Origin of the sequence: Vibrio sp. 397, from assembly GCF_033339395.1 — a bacterium.
Taxonomy (GTDB): Bacteria; Pseudomonadota; Gammaproteobacteria; order Enterobacterales; family Vibrionaceae; genus Vibrio; species Vibrio alginolyticus.
In genome coordinates this window covers 104,023-123,641 of sequence record NZ_JAWOUN010000007.1, presented here as the reverse complement: position 1 = coordinate 123,641, position 19,619 = coordinate 104,023, and the positions used below count along the sequence as shown (strand labels likewise).

Below are 19,619 nucleotides of genomic sequence, written 5' to 3'. Positions count from 1 at the left end.
TTTAAAGGCACTACTTCATAATTTAGTGAATAAAAATAAGTTATTTTTCAAACAATTTAACAGGAGTAGATTCTTCGTTATTTGATTGAATACACAAACAAACAGGTTTATACGTGATGCTTGTCACGGGGATTTATTAATTCACTTCACAATTAGTTCGCAAAGTAAAAAAATTGTCCCGTTATAGAATTTCGGAGTGCAAGATGTACATGGCTCAACCGGGCCATATTGATCATATCAAACAGGTCAATGCTGGTCGTGTATATAAACTAATTGACCTAAAAGGTCCTATTTCTCGAATTGATTTGTCCAAGCAGAGTGAGCTTGCTCCTGCTAGTATCACCAAAATCACTCGAGAATTAATTGAAGCGCACTTGATTCATGAAACGACAGTACAAGAAGCGACGAGTCGTGGTCGACCTGCTGTCGGTTTGCAGGTCAATAATGAAGGCTGGCAATTTTTGTCAATGCGTTTGGGGCGGGGTTATTTAACCATTGCTTTGCATGAGTTAGGCGGTGATGTACTGATCGATACTAAAATCGAGATACACGAGCTTGACCAAGACGATGTGCTTGAGCGCCTGCTTTACGAAATTGATGAATTTTTTCAGACTTACGCGGATCAACTGGATCGGGTTACCAGTATTGCCCTTACACTGCCTGGTCTCGTGAACTCAGAGCAAGGTGTCGTTTTGCAGATGCCTCATTACAATGTCGAAAATCTTGCTCTTGGACCAGAGATATACAAAGCAACAGGCTTGCCAGTTTTCATTGCCAATGACACGCGAGCTTGGGCATTAGCAGAAAAGCTTTTTGGTCATTCTCAAGATAATGACAACTCCGTTCTTATCTCTATCCACCACGGTTTAGGTGCGGGCATCATTCTGGATGGGCGCGTTTTGCAAGGCCGTCACGGTAACATTGGTGAACTCGGGCATATTCAAATTGACCCAAATGGAAAACGTTGTCATTGCGGCAATATTGGCTGTTTGGAAACCGTTGCCAGTTCTCAAGCAATTCGTGAAGAAGTCGTAAGACGAATCGCTGATGGCGAAGACTCTATTCTTGCTAAACAAGAAGAAATGAGTATTGAGAGCATTTGTGAAGCCGCTGCAAACGGTGATCCTTTGGCCGTCGATGTGATTGAAAAACTTGGAGGCTACTTAGGCTCTGCAATTGCTATTGTGATCAACTTATTTAACCCTGAGAAAATCTTGATCGGTGGTGTGATTAACCAAGCAAAAGATGTGCTTTATCCTGCGGTTCGTCGCTGTATCGAAGAGCAGAGTTTACCTGTTTATCACCAAGATCTTGAGCTGGTGGAGTCTCGTTTCTATAAGCAAGCCACAATGCCTGGTGCCGCGTTGATTAAGCAAGCGTTGTACGATGGTCAACTATTGATGAAGGTTGTGGAAGGTTAAGTACTTTTTAACATGATGATGTGCCTGGCTGTTGAGACTGCATTTGTAGGTGATTTAGGGTGAGACTTAACGGCTCACCCTTTTTGATCGCCTATTACTAGAAAGGGAATTTGAGTTATGTTGCATTGCTATATCTGCGCCATTCATGTAATTTCCTAAAAAGCTCAAGTAAATAAACAAAATGGCTTTCAATGTGCTGCGTGACTTTGCGTCTGATGCAAAGAGAAGTAATACGCTAAAACTGTTGTACTTTAAAGCTGTGCTCGAAAAGCCAAATATTTTAAGGTTATTTGGTTATATAACCTTGCTGTGTCTGTACTGATTTCGAGTAAAATAAGAATTATCCATAATTTAGGTAGTAGTATGTCCGGAGTGTTAAATACGGTTGACCAGCGTACAAACTTGGTTGGTGAAAATCGACTAGAGCTTCTGCTGTTCACTTTAAATAGTCGCCAGTTATTTGCGATTAATGTATTCAAAGTGAAAGAGGTCATCAAGCTTCCACCGTTAACCAAGCTCCCTGGATCGCACTACAATATTCGTGGGGTTGCTTCTCTACGAGGTGAAGCGGTACCAGTGATTGATTTACGAGGCGCAATTGGTTTTCCTGCTTTACGTGGTGAAGCGGAAGAAGAAAATTTGATCGTGACAGAGTACAACCGCACGGTGCAGGGCTTCTTAGTCGGCCCGGTTAAAAACATTATTAATACGGCATGGACTGAAATTCAGCCGCCTCCTTCCACGTCTGGTCGCTCGAATTACCTCACGGCTATCACGCAAATCAAAGAGGGGGATGCCTCTCAAATTGTCGAAATTATTGACGTTGAAAAAGTTTTAGCAGAGATCGTACATTACGACGTGACTATCTCGGAGGACATTCTCGATCAAGAATTGGCCCAAGCAATGGTCGGGCGTAATGTTCTGATTGTGGATGATTCCTCTACAGCTCGTAATCAAGTTCGCGATACGCTTTCTCAATTGGGTATGAATATCATCGAGTGCCGTGACGGGCTAGAAGCGTTAACGGTTTTAAAACGTTGGTGTGATGAAGGTAAAGATGTAGAAAAAGAGCTGTTGATGATGATTACGGATGCTGAAATGCCTGAAATGGACGGTTATAAACTGACCCATGAAGTGCGCCAAGATCCACGTATGTCTAAGTTGTTTATCACATTGAACACTTCTCTGAGCGGTAGTTTTAATGAAGCCATGGTGCAAAAAGTAGGCTGTGATCGCTTTATATCTAAATTCCAACCGGATCTGCTGGTTGAAGTTGCTCAAGACCGATTACGCCAGATGCTTTCTAAAAGTGCATGATTAGATCTAGTGAAATCAGAGGGAGCGCACCTCTCTCTGATTTTTAACATCTCTCTCCTTAATTCCTCTGTACTAATGGAAATCCCGAGATTTACTTTGTAGATTGTTCAAGTAGTGCGTGCAATCAATCAACTTACCAGCAATGACGTGCGTGACTTCTCCCTCTCTTTCAAGAATGCCTTTCACCATTAATACTTTAGCGCCTAAATACGCTTGCTTTTGGGCTCGTGCTGTCGCTTGCCAAACGACCACATTAATGTTGCCCGTGTCATCTTCTAACGTAAAAAATGTCACGCCAGCGGCGGTGCCTGGAGATTGTCTTCCTGTTACCACACCTACCACTGTGACCAGTGACTTATGCGGTTTCTCTGTCAGTTGCCTCATGCGGGTAAAGTGAGGGAGTTTGCCCGTTTCTTCTAATAATTTAATTGGATGGCGGCTAAGAGATAGTCCCGTGCTTGCGTAATCCTCAATTAAATTTTCATATTCAGAAGGTTGAGTCTGGTAGCTAACATTGGGTTCTTCGACCTTGTGAAACAATGGTAGGTCAGATAAGGAATCCATTGCTGCCCAGCGAGCGTTATAACGATTTCCCGATAAGGCCTGAAATGCATTGGCTGAAGCCAATAATTCAATGTCACTTCGGCTTCTTAATATCTGCTTTACTTCTTGAATCGATCGGTAACCATTAAGTGGTTTGCGCTCAATAAGTCTTTGTGCGCTTTCTGCGTTAAAGCCTTTCACCAAGCGAAAACCAAGTTGCACGCCGAGCCTGCCATTCGGACGTGAGACGAGATGATGTTGATATTTTGAATGATTGACGCACACCGGCAATACTTCGACGCCATGTCGGCGAGCATCTTGTACTAATTGCGATGGGCTATAAAATCCCATTGGTTGGCTGTTCAACAATGCAGTGTAAAATTCGGCTGGGTAATAATATTTTAACCATGCAGAACAATATGCCAGCACTGCGAAAGACGCTGAATGACTTTCAGGGAAGCCGTACTCACCAAAGCCGCAAATCTGATCGAAAATGCGCTCAGCAAACGCTAAGTCATAGCCTCTCTCTTGCATACCATTGATCAGTTTTGGTCTGAATTTAGCGAGATCGCCATTCTTTTTCCATGATGCCATCGCTCGACGGAGTTGATCGGCCTCGCCGCCGCTAAACCCTGCGGCTACCATGGCTAGCTTGATGACTTGCTCTTGGAAAATAGGGACGCCCATAGTCCGCTCAAGAACGCTTTTTACTTCTTCCGATGGATAACTGACAGGCTCTTTGTGATCTCGTCGTTTTAAAAAAGGATGCACCATATCACCCTGAATAGGGCCTGGACGAACAATTGCAATTTGAATCACTAAGTCGTAATAACAAGCAGGCTTTAGGCGAGGAAGCATGCTCATTTGTGCACGAGATTCAATTTGGAATACGCCTATCGTGTCAGCTTTTTGGATCATGCGGTACACGTGTGGATCATCTTGTCGGCGAGTGATCTCGGAAATCGAGAGGGAGCGCTGGTGATGTTTCTCGACCAGTTGAAAGCACTTTTTGATGGCGTTTAACATGCCGAGTGCGAGTACATCGACTTTTAGTAGCTTCAAGCTTTCTAAATCGTCTTTATCCCATTGAATGATAGTGCGATCTTCCATCGAGGCATTTTCAACAGGTACCAACTCATATAAAGGGCCAGATGAAATTACAAAGCCACCTACGTGCTGAGATAAATGGCGTGGGAAGCCAATGATCTCGTTGACCAATTGGATAAACTGCTGCCCTTTGAGAGATTCTGGTTGTAAGCCAAGTTCAATAATTTGAGCTTGCCAGCCTTGGCTGCGATCTCGGCGATTAACGTTCTTAATGAAAAAATCTAATTGGGTCTCTTCAATCCCTAGTGCTTTACCGACTTCACGCACGGCACTTTTAAAGCGATAGCTGATCACTGTTGCAGCAAGTGCTGCACGCTCACGACCATATTTTTTGTAAATATACTGGATAACTTCTTCACGGCGCTCGTGTTCAAAGTCTACATCAATATCCGGCGGTTCCTTACGTTCTTTACTGATAAATCGTTCGAATAAGACAGCGATTTGTCGAGGATCGACGGCGGTAATTTCCAGGCAATAACACACCACAGAGTTTGCAGCGGAACCTCGCCCTTGGTAAAGAATGCCTTGCTGTTTCGCGAACATTACGATGTCGTGAATAGTAAGGAAGTAGTAGTGGTATTTCAGCTCTTGAATAAGCGCCAGTTCATTCTCGATGGTTTGATTGACTTCTGCTGGCACGCCTTCAGGAAAACGCAGCTTTTTACCGCGTTCTACCAACATACGTAAGTAAGAGTCGGGTGTGTAACCATCTGGGATCAGCTCGGTAGGATATTCGTATTTTAAATCGGAGAGCTTAAACCCGCATAAATCGGCGATGTAAGTACTTTCTTCCAGCCATTCTGGTTTGTAAATCCGAATCAACTTTTTAAAAGGACGAAGCGCTCGCTCAGTATTCGAAATACGGTCAAAACCGAGTTTATCGACGCTACAACCATGCTTTATAGCAGTAAGTACATGCTGTAATGGCAAGCGTTCAACATCATGCATGAGAACGCCTCCGCAGGCAGTTATAGGTAATTGAAATTCATGTGCTAACTGCTCGCAGTGCGCAATGTACTCAGTATCGTTGTTACTCAAATGGCGCTGAATCGCTACCCACAAACGATTAGCGTGGTGTTGATTGAGCCAGCGCCCCCAATAATGATCACTCTCTTGATGTGTGGGCAGCCACAATACCAAACAATGTCGAACCGACATCAAATCCCATTCGAACAGTTGATAGTTGCCTTTTTCACTGCGTCTCCTTGCGTTTGTGATGATACGACACAACTCGGCATAAGCCTTGCGACAAGGGCAAAGCAGTACGATTTGGCATTCATCATTTAACCAAAACATACTTCCAACGATTTGTTTGATATCGAGTTTATGTTGTTCGATGGTCGCATGGGCTTTGACAACGCCCGCGACTGAACATTCATCCGTTATAGCTAGAGCTTGATAGCGATAGAAAGCAGCTTGGAGTACCAGCTCTTCTGCATGAGAAGCTCCAGTCAAAAAAGAGAAGTTAGACTGACAAAATAGTTCCGCGTAACTCATAATGACCCAACAAAAATAACTGTCGATTTAACAAAAATAGCCATGAAGAAACCAGTGCTTGTGCTGATCACGAAATATCCATAACCAGCGGCCTTGCTTGGTGTGTGCAATGTAGTAATCACGCATGATCTCATCACCATCCCACCACCCAGAAACTATTCGCTCAGGTCCGTGGACCAAAGAAACTTGCTCTTGCAATACAATGGGAGTCGGTAATTGCATTGCTGGGCGTAGTATGGATGGTATGGCGTGCCCCTTTTCATCCGTAGCATCAGCAGGGCGATACTGACTGGCCTTTTCTGGTCTAGGATCGCAAGCAATATTGGGTTTTAAAACGGCACTTTTCCCCAATTTAGCTTGCAGTAAAGAAAGCAACTCTAAAGCATTCATGTTTCCTTTCTGCCCAGCAAAGAGATCGCGTGATGCACTAAGAGGCTCACCTTGACGGATGACTTTTAACGTTAGCCCTGTGACTGGGCCATTAAGCGAGAGTGACTCTAAGCTCAAACTCGCTAACTGTTGCCAACGCTGACATAGGTAATCACCTTGCGCAGAAGTGAGTTGAAGGTGTTGCTCTTGTTTCTCACGCTGGTGGAGTGTTAAACACAGTTCAAAAGCGACCTTATCTCTTAATTTAAGAAAGATTTCGAGTTGACGAAGTAATTTGGCCAACGGCTTTTCAATCCACTGAACGTTTTCGATCTCAAACAACAGCTCTAAATAAACTTGGAAGGATTCGGTAGGGTGATAAAAGTCGACAGGGTGTTTAAACTGCCCAGTCAGTCGACCAACGTAGTTCACCAAATCGATATCAAAGCGTCGTGCGATGTCTTGCAATGGCAGTTCAAGCAGGTTTTGCAATGTGGTGACACCTACACGTTGTAACTTCTCTACGGTAGCGTTTGATAAATCTGTCAGTTTTAACGGTAGTGGTGATAAAGCTTTTTGTATGGCAGATTTGTCTTCACTGATGACGTTCGCTCCTGATATTGCCATCAATTTGGCAGCAAAAGGAGAAAAACCACATCCGAATTGAAAACTCAGTTTCAGCTCCGATAAGTGAGCTCTGACTTTATTCCAATAGTTTTCAAGCCCTTCATACAGAGCGAGCATTGGAGTAGCACGCAGTAAAATACCTTGGTTTGGCATCAACACAACGTCAGATGTGATCAAATACAACCACTGAGCTACCTCTTGTAATTTATTTAATTCGGTTTGTGGATGATAAGGATGCACTTGTAAATCTCGACACAAGGACGCAGCACTGCCTAGGCCCATACCTGGCTTAATGCCTTGTTGTTCGGCAATCTCGTTGTATTGAATAATCTGGCAACGTTGGCTTTCGACAATCACCACGGGTTGTTCTTGGTTATCACCAAAGAGTGCGTCTAGCTGTAGGCGAGGGAAGTGCAAGTAAATCCACAGAGCCATATCACTAACCTTGGTTCGCCAGTGGGAAATTGACCACAGTCGAGTGCACAGTTTCAGATGATGGTTTCACCAGTTGCGGGTAATGGTGTTGGAAGCCGATACTAACGCTACCTCTATTCCAGCCTCCTTTCCTTTTCAGCACTTCAACATTAATCCCTTGCTCGTCGCCTTTCAGTTTTAAACTGAGTGACACAGGCAAAGACAAGCGGTTGATAGTATCTGTTTTAAGCATAAAGAGCGGACAACTCCCTTGTTCACTTGCTACCTGTAAGCGTTTCACTTGATGTATTTCAAGCTCTTCTTGCCATAACAAAACATTACTGCATACCCCACTTTTCAGACATTGCTCTGCAGCCCAAAGAGCATCTTTGGGATGAGCTGGATTAACAACCCACACTTGGTTTATATCCAACCCGATGTAGTGTAAAAACAGAGAATTCACTAGCGCAGGTGGTTGAATAAATGCGGTTATACCATTGGTCTGAGTGGCTTTTAAATAGGGAGCGAGCAAACGCAATTCACCAATACTACCAATAGATTCCATCTCCACTACGCCATGAGGTGGAAAGCCTCCGCCGAGCAAATCATCTAATTCAGAAAAACCGGAACTAGTCTGCAACTGCTGAGGATCTGCTTTCGTTAAATTTGCTTGCCAAACAAGGTGTTGGCTTTTTAAGTTCTGAATAATATCTTGCATAATAAATACCTGTATGTATATACAGTATATTTCTGTGGGAGAAAGTCGCAAGATTTTTATGAAGAGAGAAATGAAAAAAGGCAGCGTTTGCTGCCTTTTCAATCAATTATGTGAGGTAACCTGAATGAGTTATTTACGCTTCGGTTGAGCGTCGATGCACTGACCGTTCACATCGGTAACCGCAGGATCCATTAAGTGCAAATATAGCGGCATGATATCCAGTGGCGTTTTGAGAGTATTCGCATCTTCACCCGGATATGCTTTTTCACGCATGCGAGTACGAGTGGCACCAGGGTTAATTGCGTTAACGCGGATCGGTGTATCACTCAGCTCGTCAGCCAAAACTTGCATCATGCCTTCTACGGCAAATTTAGAGATAGCATATGGCCCCCAGAATGCGCGGCCAGAGTGGCCGACGGTTGAAGAGGTAAAGATAATACGCCCAGCTTCTGATTTACGCATCACAGGCAGTAGTGCTTGAGTCATTAGCACTTCGGCTTTCACGTTGATCTGCATGATATCGTCGAAGTCTTCCTCTTTGATTTGATCAAATGGACACAGCGAACTCAAGACACCTGCGTTGTGTAATAGACCATCCAAGCGACCAAACTGTCCTTCGATTGTCTCTGCCATATCAATGTAATTCTGCTGAGTTGCACCCTTGAGATCCAATGGAATGATAGCTGCTTGTGGATAGCCAGCAGCTTCAATCTCATCATAGATAGATTCAAGGTTTTGCACATTTCTACCCAAGAGAATAACAGTTGCACCGTGCTCGGCATAAGAAAGCGCGGCTTGACGGCCGATGCCATTACCAGCGCCAGTAACAAGAATGACTTTACCTTTTAGAGCATCAGCTGAAACGGAGTAGTTCACGGCGATAAATCCTTATTATTGTAAGAGGGTCCATGATAGTTAATTGACGCTAAAAAACGCCTGTTTCTCAATGGAAAATCTTGGTAATCGTGACAAGATGGTTACAATACACCAATTCATGTGTTATACCAATTCCAGAACTTTCGTTAGGTATGCTATCAATCAGAACAAGTGGTTACAAACCGCGCTGCCTTCTCGCTGATGTTTCTGCGTAACATACTAACGTCATCTGAAATGAGATAAAGGAGCTCTCGTTGGAATTTTTATTAGATTATGGTCTGTTTCTGGCCAAAATTATCACGGTGGTTGCTGCGATAATTGTTCTGCTCATTATTGCAAAATCGGCTGGTGGCAAATCGGGTGCGGCGAAAGGGGAGTTAGAGATTACCAACCTTTCAGAGCAACACAAACAATCTGTTGAGCAGTTAGAGCATCATTTGCATGACGATGCTTTCATCAAGGCTCGAGATAAAGCCGTCAAGAAAGAAGAAAAAGAGAAGAACAAATCTCGCGAGAAAGAAATCAAACAAGCGAGCAAAGACGGTTCATTAGATAGCAAGCGTGAACCACACCTATTTGTTCTTGATTTCAACGGTAGCATAGACGCAAAAGAAGTCGCGTCTCTACGTGAAGAAATCACCGCTATTTTGGCTGTCGCACGTGAAGGTGATGAAGTGTTACTTCGCTTAGAGTCTGGCGGTGGTATGGTTCATGGTTACGGCCTTGCCTCTTCTCAACTGGACCGAATCAAAGCTGCAGGTCTTCCTCTGACCATCTCTGTTGACAAAGTTGCGGCAAGTGGCGGTTACATGATGGCATGTGTAGCAGATAAGATTGTTTCTGCACCATTTGCAATTGTGGGGTCTATTGGCGTTATCGCACAAATTCCTAACTTCAACAAACTGTTGAAGAAACATGACATTGAGTACGAACAACTAACAGCGGGTGAATATAAACGCACGCTAACGATGTTCGGTGAGAATACCGATAAAGCGCGCGATAAGTTTAAGCAAGAACTTGAAGAAACACATGTCTTGTTTAAAGACTTCATCCGTGAGCGTCGTCCTAGTTTGGACCTAGACAAAGTAGCCACTGGTGAGCACTGGTTCGGTACACAAGCGAAAGAGCTTGGTTTGGTGGATGACATTAGTACATCTGATGATATCGTTGTTGCAGCATGCAAAGATAAAACTGTACTTTCTGTGCATTATGTACAAAAGAAAAAACTGGCCGACAAGCTAGCAGGTGTGGCGGGTAAAGTCGCTGATAGTGTGATTTTAAAGTTAGCTGAGCGTGGTCAACAGCCGATTGTTTAATCGAGCTTAAGTTCATGACATTTAAAACGGCGAGGGCGGAAGCTCTCGCCGTTTTTGTTGAACTTTATGTTTGTTGATGAATCCAATTACGCATTAGGTGTAATGCTTTACACGACATTTTTCCTCGCTCCAAAGACTGATTACCCGTATAATGTGCGCCTCGAAAACCGAGCAAATTGCTGAAAAGAAACTATTGGTGGAGAAGAACATGTCCTCTCAAACTCCGGTTGTAACCGTAGATGGACCTAGTGGTGCAGGTAAAGGCACTTTATGTATGTTGCTGGCGAAAAAGTTGGGTTTCCAACTCTTAGATTCTGGCGCAATTTATCGTGTACTTGCACTCGCTGCGATTCACCACGGTGTCGACACCGAGTCAGAAGATGCTCTTGTCCCACTAGCAACACACCTAGACGTTCAATTTATCGCGGAAGGTGACTTAGTTAAGGTCATTCTAGAAGGCGAAGACGTGTCAGGGGAGCTTCGTAAAGAAGAAACGGGTATGGCAGCATCTAAAGTTGCGGCTTTGCCACGTGTTCGTGAAGCATTACTACGTCGTCAGCGTGCATTTGAGACCGCTCCGGGTCTGGTTGCTGATGGTCGTGATATGGGCACAATTGTATTCCCGAGTGCGCAAGCAAAAATCTTCCTTGATGCAAGTGCTGAAGAGCGTGCAAATCGACGCCTTAAACAGTTGCAAGAGAAAGGGTTAGATGTTAGATTTGCTGACCTTTTAAGCGAGATCCAAGAGCGTGACGACCGAGATCGTAACCGCCCAGTGGCGCCATTACGCCCTGCTGAGGATGCGCTTGTGCTAGATTCTACGTCGATGACTATCGACGAAGTAGTAGAAAAGGCACTACAATATATCGAATCGAAGCTAGCTGAGTAATAATACTCGACTAGGCTAAGAGCGTTGGTCGCAAGGATGATGACTGGCGAATTTAATAACCCCATGCGGTAGGATACCCGTGGAAGTTTAATTTATTGAAGATTAATTAAATGACTGAATCTTTTGCTCAACTCTTTGAAGAGTTTCTAAACGAAACAGAATTCCAACAAGGCAGCATCGTTAAAGGTACTGTAGTAGCTATCGAGAACGGTTTCGTTCTTGTTGACGCTGGTCTTAAGTCTGAATCTGCTATCCCTGCTGAACAGTTCAAGAACGCTGCTGGCGAACTTGAAGTTGAAGTTGGCGCTGAAGTAGACGTAGCTCTAGACGCTGTTGAAGATGGTTTCGGTGAAACTCAACTTTCTCGTGAGAAAGCTAAGCGTCACGAAGCTTGGATCGTACTTGAGAAAGCTTACGAAGAAGCTGAAACTGTTGTTGGTATCATCAACGGTAAAGTTAAAGGCGGTTTCACTGTTGAACTAAACGGTATCCGTGCTTTCCTTCCTGGCTCTCTAGTAGACGTACGTCCAATCCGCGACACTGCTCACCTAGAAAACAAAGAGCTAGAGTTCAAAGTTATCAAACTTGACCAAAAACGTAACAACGTAGTTGTTTCACGTCGTGCAGTTATCGAATCAGAGAACAGCGTTGAGCGTGACGAGCTTCTAGAAACTCTACAAGAAGGTTCTGAAGTTAAAGGTATCGTTAAGAACCTTACTGACTACGGTGCGTTCGTTGACCTAGGTGGCGTTGACGGTCTTCTACATATCACTGATATGGCTTGGAAGCGCGTTAAGCACCCATCTGAAATCGTTAACGTTGGTGACGAGATCCAAGTTAAAGTTCTTAAGTTCGACCGTGAGCGTACTCGCGTATCACTAGGTCTTAAGCAACTAGGCGAAGATCCATGGGTAGCAATCGCTAAGCGTTACCCAGAAGGTCACAAACTAACTGGTCGCGTAACTAACCTAACTGACTACGGCTGCTTCGTTGAAATCGAAGAAGGCGTTGAAGGTCTAGTTCACGTTTCAGAAATGGATTGGACTAACAAGAACATCCACCCTTCTAAAGTTGTTAATGTTGGCGACGAAGTTGAGGTTATGGTTCTTGAAATCGACGAAGAACGTCGTCGTATCTCTCTAGGTCTGAAACAGTGTAAAGCTAACCCATGGCAGTCATTCGCTGAAGCACAAGCTAAAGGCGACAAAGTTACTGGTAAGATCAAGTCTATCACTGACTTCGGTATCTTCATCGGTCTAGAAGGCGGCATCGATGGTCTAGTTCACCTATCTGACATTTCTTGGAATGTTGCTGGCGAAGAAGCTGTACGTGAGTACAAGAAAGGCGACGAGATCTCTGCAGTTGTTCTAGCAGTAGACGCTGAGCGTGAGCGCATCTCTCTAGGCATCAAGCAAATGGAAAATGACCCATTCAATGCTTACGTTGCTGACAACAAGAAAGGTGTTCTAGTTAACGCTACTGTAACTGCTGTTGACGCTAAAGGCGCTACTGTTGAAATCGCAGAAGGCGTTGAAGGTTACATCCGTGCTTCTGAAGTATCACGCGATCGCGTAGAAGATGCTTCTCTAATCCTAAGCGCTGGTGATGTTGTTGAAGCGAAGTTCACAGGTGTAGACCGTAAGAACCGCGTAATCAACCTATCTATCAAAGCTAAAGACGAAGCTGACGAGCAAGAAGCAATGGCATCTATCAACAAGCAAGATGACAATGCATTCGGTAACGCAATGGCTGACGCTTTCAAAGCTGCTAAAGGCGAATAATATACTCGCTTAAGCAAAAAAGGAGCCGCAAGGCTCCTTTTTTATATTTGGTCATATTTAAGTAGTAATACTAATGACAGTAAACTATCTTAATAAAAGGCATTTCTTCATTGCGCATTTTGCATAAAATTTGTCTAGAATTGTCAGCAAGTGTTTGTTGGAATTAGTATTACTTACTATAATAAGTGATAAAGATACTCAAAGAGGGCAACTATGACTAAGTCTGAACTGATTGAAAGACTCTGCGCTGAGCAAACACACTTATCAGCGAAAGAGGTAGAGGATGCTGTAAAAGATATTTTAGAGCACATGGCCTCTACACTAGAGAGCGGTGACCGTATCGAGATCCGTGGCTTTGGTAGTTTTTCTCTTCATTACCGCGAGCCTCGCGTAGGTCGTAACCCTAAAACGGGCGATAAAGTGGAATTGGAAGGTAAATACGTTCCACATTTCAAACCTGGTAAAGAACTTCGTGAGCGTGTAAATATTGGTTAATGCACTCTTATTAGTTTGAAAAAAGCGGCATACGTTTGTGTATGCCGCTTTTTTGTAATGTATCCAAGTTAGTCATACATCTAAGATCGTTTACTAATCTAATTGTGGATTCAGCTGTTTTCTATACCCAAATAACTTTAACTTCTAAGCATGTCTACAAACTAAGCATCTTGAGGTTACTTGGGTATAGATTATTGCTAATATACGTAGTCTGAAGAAGCATTTTCCTGCATAATCTTACCGACTTACTCCTAGAAGGGTGATGTAACATGAAAATTATAAAAATCGTTGCTGTTTTAGCTCTCTTTTTAATTGCATTGGCGTTAGGTTCCCAAAACCAAGAGCTCGTGACTTTTAACTATCTTCTAGCAAAAGGAGAGTTCCACTTATCTACGCTATTAGGTGTAGTATTTGTGGTTGGCTTTGCTTTAGCGTGGGTTATCTTTGGTAGCATCCAACTGAAAACTCAGCTACAGGTCCGTCGTTTAAAGAAAAAACTGAAAAAGTACGAACCAACGGAATCAAACAACGCTGCTGATAAACCAGCCATTGAAAAACAGGCATAAGGATAAGGCTTAACTTTAATGCTTGAACTACTCTTCTTGTTGTTGCCTATAGCTGCTGCGTATGGCTGGTATATGGGGCATCGCAGCGCTCAGCAAGACAAGCAGAAGCAATCTCATCAAATCTCTCGTCAGTATATGACGGGTCTTAATCTGCTGCTCTCTGACCAATCAGATAAGGCTGTCGATCACTTTATTGAATTGCTCCAAGTTGATAACGAGACCATCGATACTCACCTTGCGTTGGGTAACCTGTTCCGGTCTCGTGGTGAAGTCGACCGCGCAATCAGAATTCACCAAAATCTTATTTCTCGTTCAGGCTTAACACTGGACCAAAAGAACCTCGCCCTTCAACAGTTAGCGAAAGACTACATGGTCTCAGGTTTTCTTGATCGTGCAGAGAAAATCTTCGAACAGTTAGTCGAAGAGCCAGATTACAAAGAGGCGGCTCTTCAACAATTAGTGACCATTTATCAGCAAACACGAGAATGGGAAAAGGCGATTTATTACGCGAACCAATTGGCTAAGTTAGGTAATAAACGCTCAAGGATGCGTGCAAATATTGCCCATTTTTGGTGTGAAATAGCCATGCTCGACCAAGCTGATGGGAATACTAATAAGGCAATACAGCATTTTAAAAAAGCGTTAGCGGAAGACCCGAAGTGTGTTCGAGCAAGTATTGCTTTGGGACGAATTTACCTAGAGTCTGAAGACTATAAGCACACCATCAAATATCTGACGGGGGTACTTGAGCAAGATAAAGACTTTATCAGTGATGTCTTGCCAACTATTGCAGAATGCTATCATCATCTGGGTCAGGAAGATGAACTTGTCGAGTTTCTGCGAGCTTGTATTGATAAGAAAGCTGGCGTATCAGCCGAGTTGATGTTGGCTCAATTAGTTGCTCATCACGAGAACGTTGGGGCTGCTCAAGAGTTACTGACGAAACAATTGCTGAAAAACCCAACCATGAAGGGCTTCTACCGTTTAATTGACTACCACATTGCAGAAGCAGAAGATGGTCGAGCGAAAGACAGCCTATCAACACTACAAGCGATGGTGGGTGAACAGTTAAAAGTGAAACCACATTACCGATGCCGGAAGTGTGGATTTTCTACCCATTCCCTTTATTGGCATTGTCCGTCCTGTAAAGGATGGGGGACGATCAAGCCAATCCGCGGATTGGATGGTGAATAATTCTTAATGCAGCTGGCAGAGTTTCTGTCTGCTGCATTTTTTTAACTTTTTATTTAATAAGAACCAAAACAGTTAGGAGATGAAATGATCGACCAAAAAGTTATTGTCGCACTGGATTATGATAACCAAGCAGATGCACTTGCGTTTGTAGATAGAATTGATCCTGCGTCATGCCGACTAAAAGTTGGTAAGGAGATGTTTACGCTATTTGGTCCTGATTTTGTACGTGAACTCCATAAACGTGGTTTCTCGGTATTCCTAGATTTAAAATTTCACGATATTCCAAACACCTGTTCGAAAGCAGTTCGCGCTGCGGCTGAAATGGGTGTATGGATGGTGAACGTACACGCGAGCGGTGGTGAGCGTATGATGACGGCATCACGTGAAATTCTTGAGCCATATGGTAAAGATCGTCCACTTCTTATCGGTGTAACGGTACTAACCAGTATGGAACAAAGTGATTTAGCTGGTATTGGTTTGAATGTTGCGCCTCAGGAGCAAGTGATTCGTCTAGCAACCTTGACCAAAAACGCGGGCTTAGATGGTGTCGTATGTTCAGCGCAAGAGTCCTCACTACTGAAGAGCGAACTAGGCCAAGAATTTAAATTAGTGACCCCTGGTATTCGACCTGCTGGTTCAGAACAAGGTGACCAACGCCGTATCATGACGCCAGTAGACGCTATCCAATCAGGTTCAGATTATCTTGTGATTGGTCGCCCTATCACTAAAGCGTCAAATCCTGCAGAAGTGCTGAAGTCGATCAATGAGAGCTTATCTAAAATGTAAGCACTGTCTCGATTGTATGGAGAAAAGTGAGGCTAAGATGCCTCACTTTTTATATCGAGTGAAAATACTGATCGCGGTAAACAGCCATTCCTTTTAACCAGCTATGTCTGATCATTTACTCGCTGTAACTGGTATATCGGGGCCAATTGAGATAAAGGTTCTGCGGTTTATTCTGAGTAAAGTAGGGCTTGGTACTATGCTGATCACACTTTTGTAACATAACTCACTGTGATGCCTCGAAAATGCAATCATGTGTTATTGATGGCTTGCGTTACAAATATCTAAAGAATACTATGGCGAAGATGCATTCACTGCGTTGTAAGGTCTAGGATGACCTAGTGAAACTCTTTGAAATTAATATAGAAGCTGGCAGGACGTCACTTCATATTACGTTCCTATTATTTCCTATCTGCGTATTTTAAATCGCAGCTTTCTGTGAGCTTTCACACGCTGTCTTCCTTGTTACGACCTTAGTGCGCAAACACAACAAGGAAGAAACATGACTAAAAAACTGCCATTTTCAGTACTAGCAACACTGACCGCTGCCAGTTTTCAACTGAGTGCGGCAGAATTGCCAGCTGATATCGAATGGATTTCAAACAACAACGAACCTCTATTTGCCTCTGAAGAAGCGGTACGAGGTGGCACCTATCGCACTTACATTCAGAGCTTTCCGCAAACATTACGAAGTGTTGGTCCAGATGCGAACTCAGGTTTGCGCCAATACTTAATGGATGGTTCACCAAAACTGGCTCAGCGTCATCCAAATACTGGCAAATGGATCCCTCAACTTGCTAAGTCATGGGCATTTGGAGAAGACAACAAAACCGTATTCTTTAAACTCGACGAAACGGCCGAGTGGTCAGATGGTGAAAAAATTACAGCAGATGATTACGTCTTTATGATGAAGTACTACACGTCAAAAGACATTATCGACCCGTGGTATAACGACTTCTTCACAAACAGTATTGTGAGTGTTGAAAAAATTGATGACTACACGATCAAAGTCAATCTTGCTGTAGCTCAAAGTCATGACTCACTTATGGTTATGATTAACATGCCAAGTAATGGTTTTCAGCCTCGTCCTGAACACTTCTTTGAAGGAGAAAAGGACGCAAATAACGATGGCATGCCTGATAACTTCGTCAGAAAGTTTAACTTTAAATCTGAGCCAACCGCAGCGCCTTACTACATTGATCAAGTGAAGAAAGGTAAGAGCGTGACATTCAAACATGTCGGTGAAGATTGGTGGGGATACAACAACCGCTACTATAAAAACCGTTATAACGTTGAAAAGGTTCGCATTAAGGTAATTCGCGATCCTGATATTGCCATGAAGCACTTTGAGAAAGGCAACTTAGACTACTTTGAGATGGTGCTACCAAGCTTTTGGCATGACAAAACCAATAGTGATGTGTACAAAAAAGGCTATATCCAAAAGTACTGGGGCTTTAACGAAGCACCGCAAGGAGCTGGTGGTCTTTGGATGAACACAGCGATGCCTATGTTGGATAACCTAGAAGTGCGTAAAGGTGTTATGGCAGCCACTGACTATGACGGCATGATTGAAAACATCATGCGTGGAGATTATTCACGTAAACCGCATGGACTCGGCTTTGGTCATGGCGAATACGATGATCCTAGCAATACACCGCCAAAGTTTGATGCTGATGCGGCGGTTAAACACTTCGAAAAAGCGGGCTTTGATAAAGTGGGCGCAGATGGTATTCGTGTTAACGACAAGGGCCAACGCTTGAGCTTTGCTATCACCTACGGATACAACTCTTGGACACCGCGTATTGCATACCTGAAAGAGCAAGCGAAACTTGCTGGTCTTGAGTTCACGTTAAACTTGGTGGATGGCTCATCTGCGTTTAAATACATTCTTGAGAAAAAGCATCAGCTAGCGTTTTTGAATATGGGCTCTGGTGAGATCCCTGCGTATTGGGAATACCTACACTCGGATAATGCAAATCGACCACAAACGAATGCTCATACCAATTACAGCAGCCCTGAGCTAGACAAGTTAATTGAAGCGTATGATTCTGAGTTTGATCAGGAGAAGCGTTACGACTTGTCGCATCAAATCCAAAACTATGTCAGCAAAGCAAATATCATCGTTCCTGGCTACATGGTGCCTTATTCTCGAGTTGCTCATTGGCGCTGGGTTAAAATTCCTAAAAACGGCATGACAAAAGCGACAGAATGGGTGCTTCATCCAATGGATATCGGTAATTTCTGGATTGATAACCAAGTAAAAGAAGAGACAGAAGAAGCGATGGACGAGGGTAAAACCTTCCCAGAACTAACGGTAATTGATGATCGTTACAAATTGTAAATCAGTAGTTTAGATAGAAAATGATAGCCCCGATAATGAATTTTATCGGGGCTTTCTTTTTTACTTAATAAGGTAAGACACTTCTAAAAGGTAGGTTTTTGCATCACCAAGCAAAGAGAACGCTCTATCGATGGTTTTAAATCGATCATCAAGCGAGTCGCTTGATATCAGCTGGCTGAATGTTTGCAACGAAAAAGCTTCGTTTGCTTTGAAGAACTGATGTACGTTTTCAAGCTGAACTTTATGAATATGCTCCACCTTATTTAGGGCGGTGGTTAAATCGGAAATGTTAATCGACATTGCTACTCGGGAACCTTATCAATAAGACCTATATGAGGTCATAGAGTGGGGTTTTATATTTTGCGACAGAGAGTAACACCGAAGAGCAATTTATAGTCTGATGAAGATCAATTTGCCTTATTTAAGCATCTGTAACGCGACACTAGACGTGTACCTAGAGCTAGTACACGTTACAACGCTTGAATATAGGCTAGGGTTTCACCTGATCAAAAGTAAAAGCCAAGTCCGACTAAAAGCCCTTGAGAAGCTGTATCATATTCAAATACTCCCTCATTTTTGTAATCAACCCAGGTCGACTTGTAAGCTAAGTTGAGATCAGACCATTCGTTAAAACGATAACGAACACCAGTTTGAATGGCATAAGTGAAGTGAGTATCGTTGCCAAGTCCGGCGTCGATGCTGGCATGAAATCGCCAGTTTTCGCTCAATTCATCAATGAGTCGCAAGCCAACTAAAAAATCGACCCAATCTTCTTGTAATGACAGTCTATCTTCTAGTACCCGGTTATCATTACGATACAGCTTGCCGGTGATGTCATTGTCCCACCAACGTAATCCAAACATATAATCCAGTTTACCAAATGAATATTGTTCGCGTTGGAATGCCTTTGCTTCTAGAACACCTTGCCGTATTTCGATGTCCGCACGATAACGAGCGTTAGGCAGAGCGCCCTTGATATTATTAACATCACCACTTAAGTTCATGAAACTATAATCTATGTAGTAGCCCCACTTACTTTGGTAAATACTCTCGAATCGCAACATCGCCCCAATATCGAGGTGGTCTACGATGAACTTAGGATCGACATCCACCTCTGATGAAAAGCGACCAATACTGGTATCCCCGTGGATATTCAGTCCTAGCATGTACACTTCTATGCTATTTCGCCAACGAGATTCTTGTGTCTCGGCTGAGAGCGCTACTGATGTAGGTAATACAAGAATGAGTGAGGAGAGTGATAGCAGGTTACATGGTTTCATCCAATTTCCTTTTCGGCTTTTCGTCAGCTTTCAGCTTAGTAGAAGTCGCTACACTCTGCATAAAAAAGGGAAGCAACTTGCTTCC

General features: G+C 43.4%; 16 protein-coding genes. 10 read left to right on the top strand and 6 right to left on the bottom strand.

The genetic code is table 11. From position 1 onward, the window contains the following. Positions 1 to 203 precede the first annotated feature (203 nt). Both R7P36_RS13140 and R7P36_RS13135 read left to right on the top strand, forming a co-directional pair. Positions 204 to 1,421, top strand: coding sequence for an ROK family protein (locus R7P36_RS13140; RefSeq protein ID WP_005372973.1), 1,218 nt, complete (start codon positions 204 to 206; stop codon positions 1,419 to 1,421). Between the two features lie 363 nt (positions 1,422 to 1,784). Continuing rightward, positions 1,785 to 2,738: a chemotaxis protein CheV gene (locus R7P36_RS13135; RefSeq protein ID WP_005372976.1), complete on the top strand. Its 954-nt coding sequence runs from the start codon at positions 1,785 to 1,787 to the stop codon at positions 2,736 to 2,738. A 72-nt stretch (positions 2,739 to 2,810) separates the two neighbouring features. Here R7P36_RS13135 and R7P36_RS13130 read toward each other — a convergent pair whose 3' ends face one another. From R7P36_RS13130 to R7P36_RS13115, 4 genes are all read right to left on the bottom strand, one after another. Next, on the bottom strand, positions 2,811 to 5,885 hold the full coding sequence (locus tag R7P36_RS13130) for an error-prone DNA polymerase (protein WP_213899688.1): 3,075 nt from the start codon (positions 5,883 to 5,885) through the stop codon (positions 2,811 to 2,813). 27 nt (positions 5,886 to 5,912) lie between these two features. After that, positions 5,913 to 7,316, bottom strand: coding sequence for a Y-family DNA polymerase (locus R7P36_RS13125; protein ID WP_206970736.1), 1,404 nt, complete (start codon positions 7,314 to 7,316; stop codon positions 5,913 to 5,915). Positions 7,317 to 7,320: 4 nt separating this feature from the next. Next, a complete protein-coding gene (imuA, locus tag R7P36_RS13120) occupies positions 7,321 to 8,013 on the bottom strand; it encodes a translesion DNA synthesis-associated protein ImuA (protein ID WP_054577653.1) in 693 nt (230 codons plus the stop codon). Positions 8,014 to 8,142: 129 nt separating this feature from the next. Continuing rightward, positions 8,143 to 8,889, bottom strand: a complete 747-nt coding sequence (locus R7P36_RS13115; RefSeq protein ID WP_005372980.1) for a YciK family oxidoreductase — start codon at positions 8,887 to 8,889, stop codon at positions 8,143 to 8,145. Between the two features lie 254 nt (positions 8,890 to 9,143). Here R7P36_RS13115 and sohB point away from each other — a divergent pair, with 254 nt between their 5' ends. From sohB to R7P36_RS13075, 8 genes are all read left to right on the top strand, one after another. Further along, complete coding sequence (gene sohB, locus R7P36_RS13110) at positions 9,144 to 10,205, top strand: protease SohB (protein ID WP_213899687.1); 1,062 nt, start codon at positions 9,144 to 9,146, stop codon at positions 10,203 to 10,205. Between the two features lie 208 nt (positions 10,206 to 10,413). Continuing rightward, a complete protein-coding gene (cmk, locus tag R7P36_RS13105; RefSeq protein WP_021033981.1) occupies positions 10,414 to 11,094 on the top strand; it encodes a (d)CMP kinase in 681 nt (226 codons plus the stop codon). Positions 11,095 to 11,204: 110 nt separating this feature from the next. Continuing rightward, positions 11,205 to 12,875, top strand: a complete 1,671-nt coding sequence (gene rpsA, locus R7P36_RS13100) for a 30S ribosomal protein S1 (RefSeq protein ID WP_005385817.1) — start codon at positions 11,205 to 11,207, stop codon at positions 12,873 to 12,875. Positions 12,876 to 13,088: 213 nt separating this feature from the next. Continuing rightward, positions 13,089 to 13,370, top strand: coding sequence for an integration host factor subunit beta (gene ihfB, locus R7P36_RS13095; RefSeq protein WP_005385816.1), 282 nt, complete (start codon positions 13,089 to 13,091; stop codon positions 13,368 to 13,370). A gap of 269 nt (positions 13,371 to 13,639) precedes the next feature. Next, a complete protein-coding gene (locus R7P36_RS13090) occupies positions 13,640 to 13,936 on the top strand; it encodes a LapA family protein (protein WP_005376663.1) in 297 nt (98 codons plus the stop codon). Between the two features lie 18 nt (positions 13,937 to 13,954). Beyond that, a complete protein-coding gene (gene lapB, locus R7P36_RS13085) occupies positions 13,955 to 15,130 on the top strand; it encodes a lipopolysaccharide assembly protein LapB (RefSeq protein ID WP_005376665.1) in 1,176 nt (391 codons plus the stop codon). 84 nt (positions 15,131 to 15,214) lie between these two features. Continuing rightward, positions 15,215 to 15,916, top strand: a complete 702-nt coding sequence (pyrF, locus tag R7P36_RS13080; RefSeq protein ID WP_042523084.1) for an orotidine-5'-phosphate decarboxylase — start codon at positions 15,215 to 15,217, stop codon at positions 15,914 to 15,916. A 499-nt stretch (positions 15,917 to 16,415) separates the two neighbouring features. Continuing rightward, positions 16,416 to 18,254, top strand: a complete 1,839-nt coding sequence (locus R7P36_RS13075) for an extracellular solute-binding protein (RefSeq protein ID WP_042523082.1) — start codon at positions 16,416 to 16,418, stop codon at positions 18,252 to 18,254. A 60-nt stretch (positions 18,255 to 18,314) separates the two neighbouring features. Here the strand turns inward: R7P36_RS13075 and R7P36_RS13070 are convergent, their stop codons facing one another. Continuing rightward, a complete protein-coding gene (locus R7P36_RS13070; protein ID WP_033905728.1) occupies positions 18,315 to 18,554 on the bottom strand; it encodes a hypothetical protein in 240 nt (79 codons plus the stop codon). Between the two features lie 206 nt (positions 18,555 to 18,760). Continuing rightward, the gene (locus tag R7P36_RS13065) at positions 18,761 to 19,534 is read right to left on the bottom strand and encodes a hypothetical protein (RefSeq protein WP_005385811.1); all 774 of its coding nucleotides are present in this window, start codon (positions 19,532 to 19,534) and stop codon (positions 18,761 to 18,763) included. Positions 19,535 to 19,619: the final 85 nt, after the last annotated feature.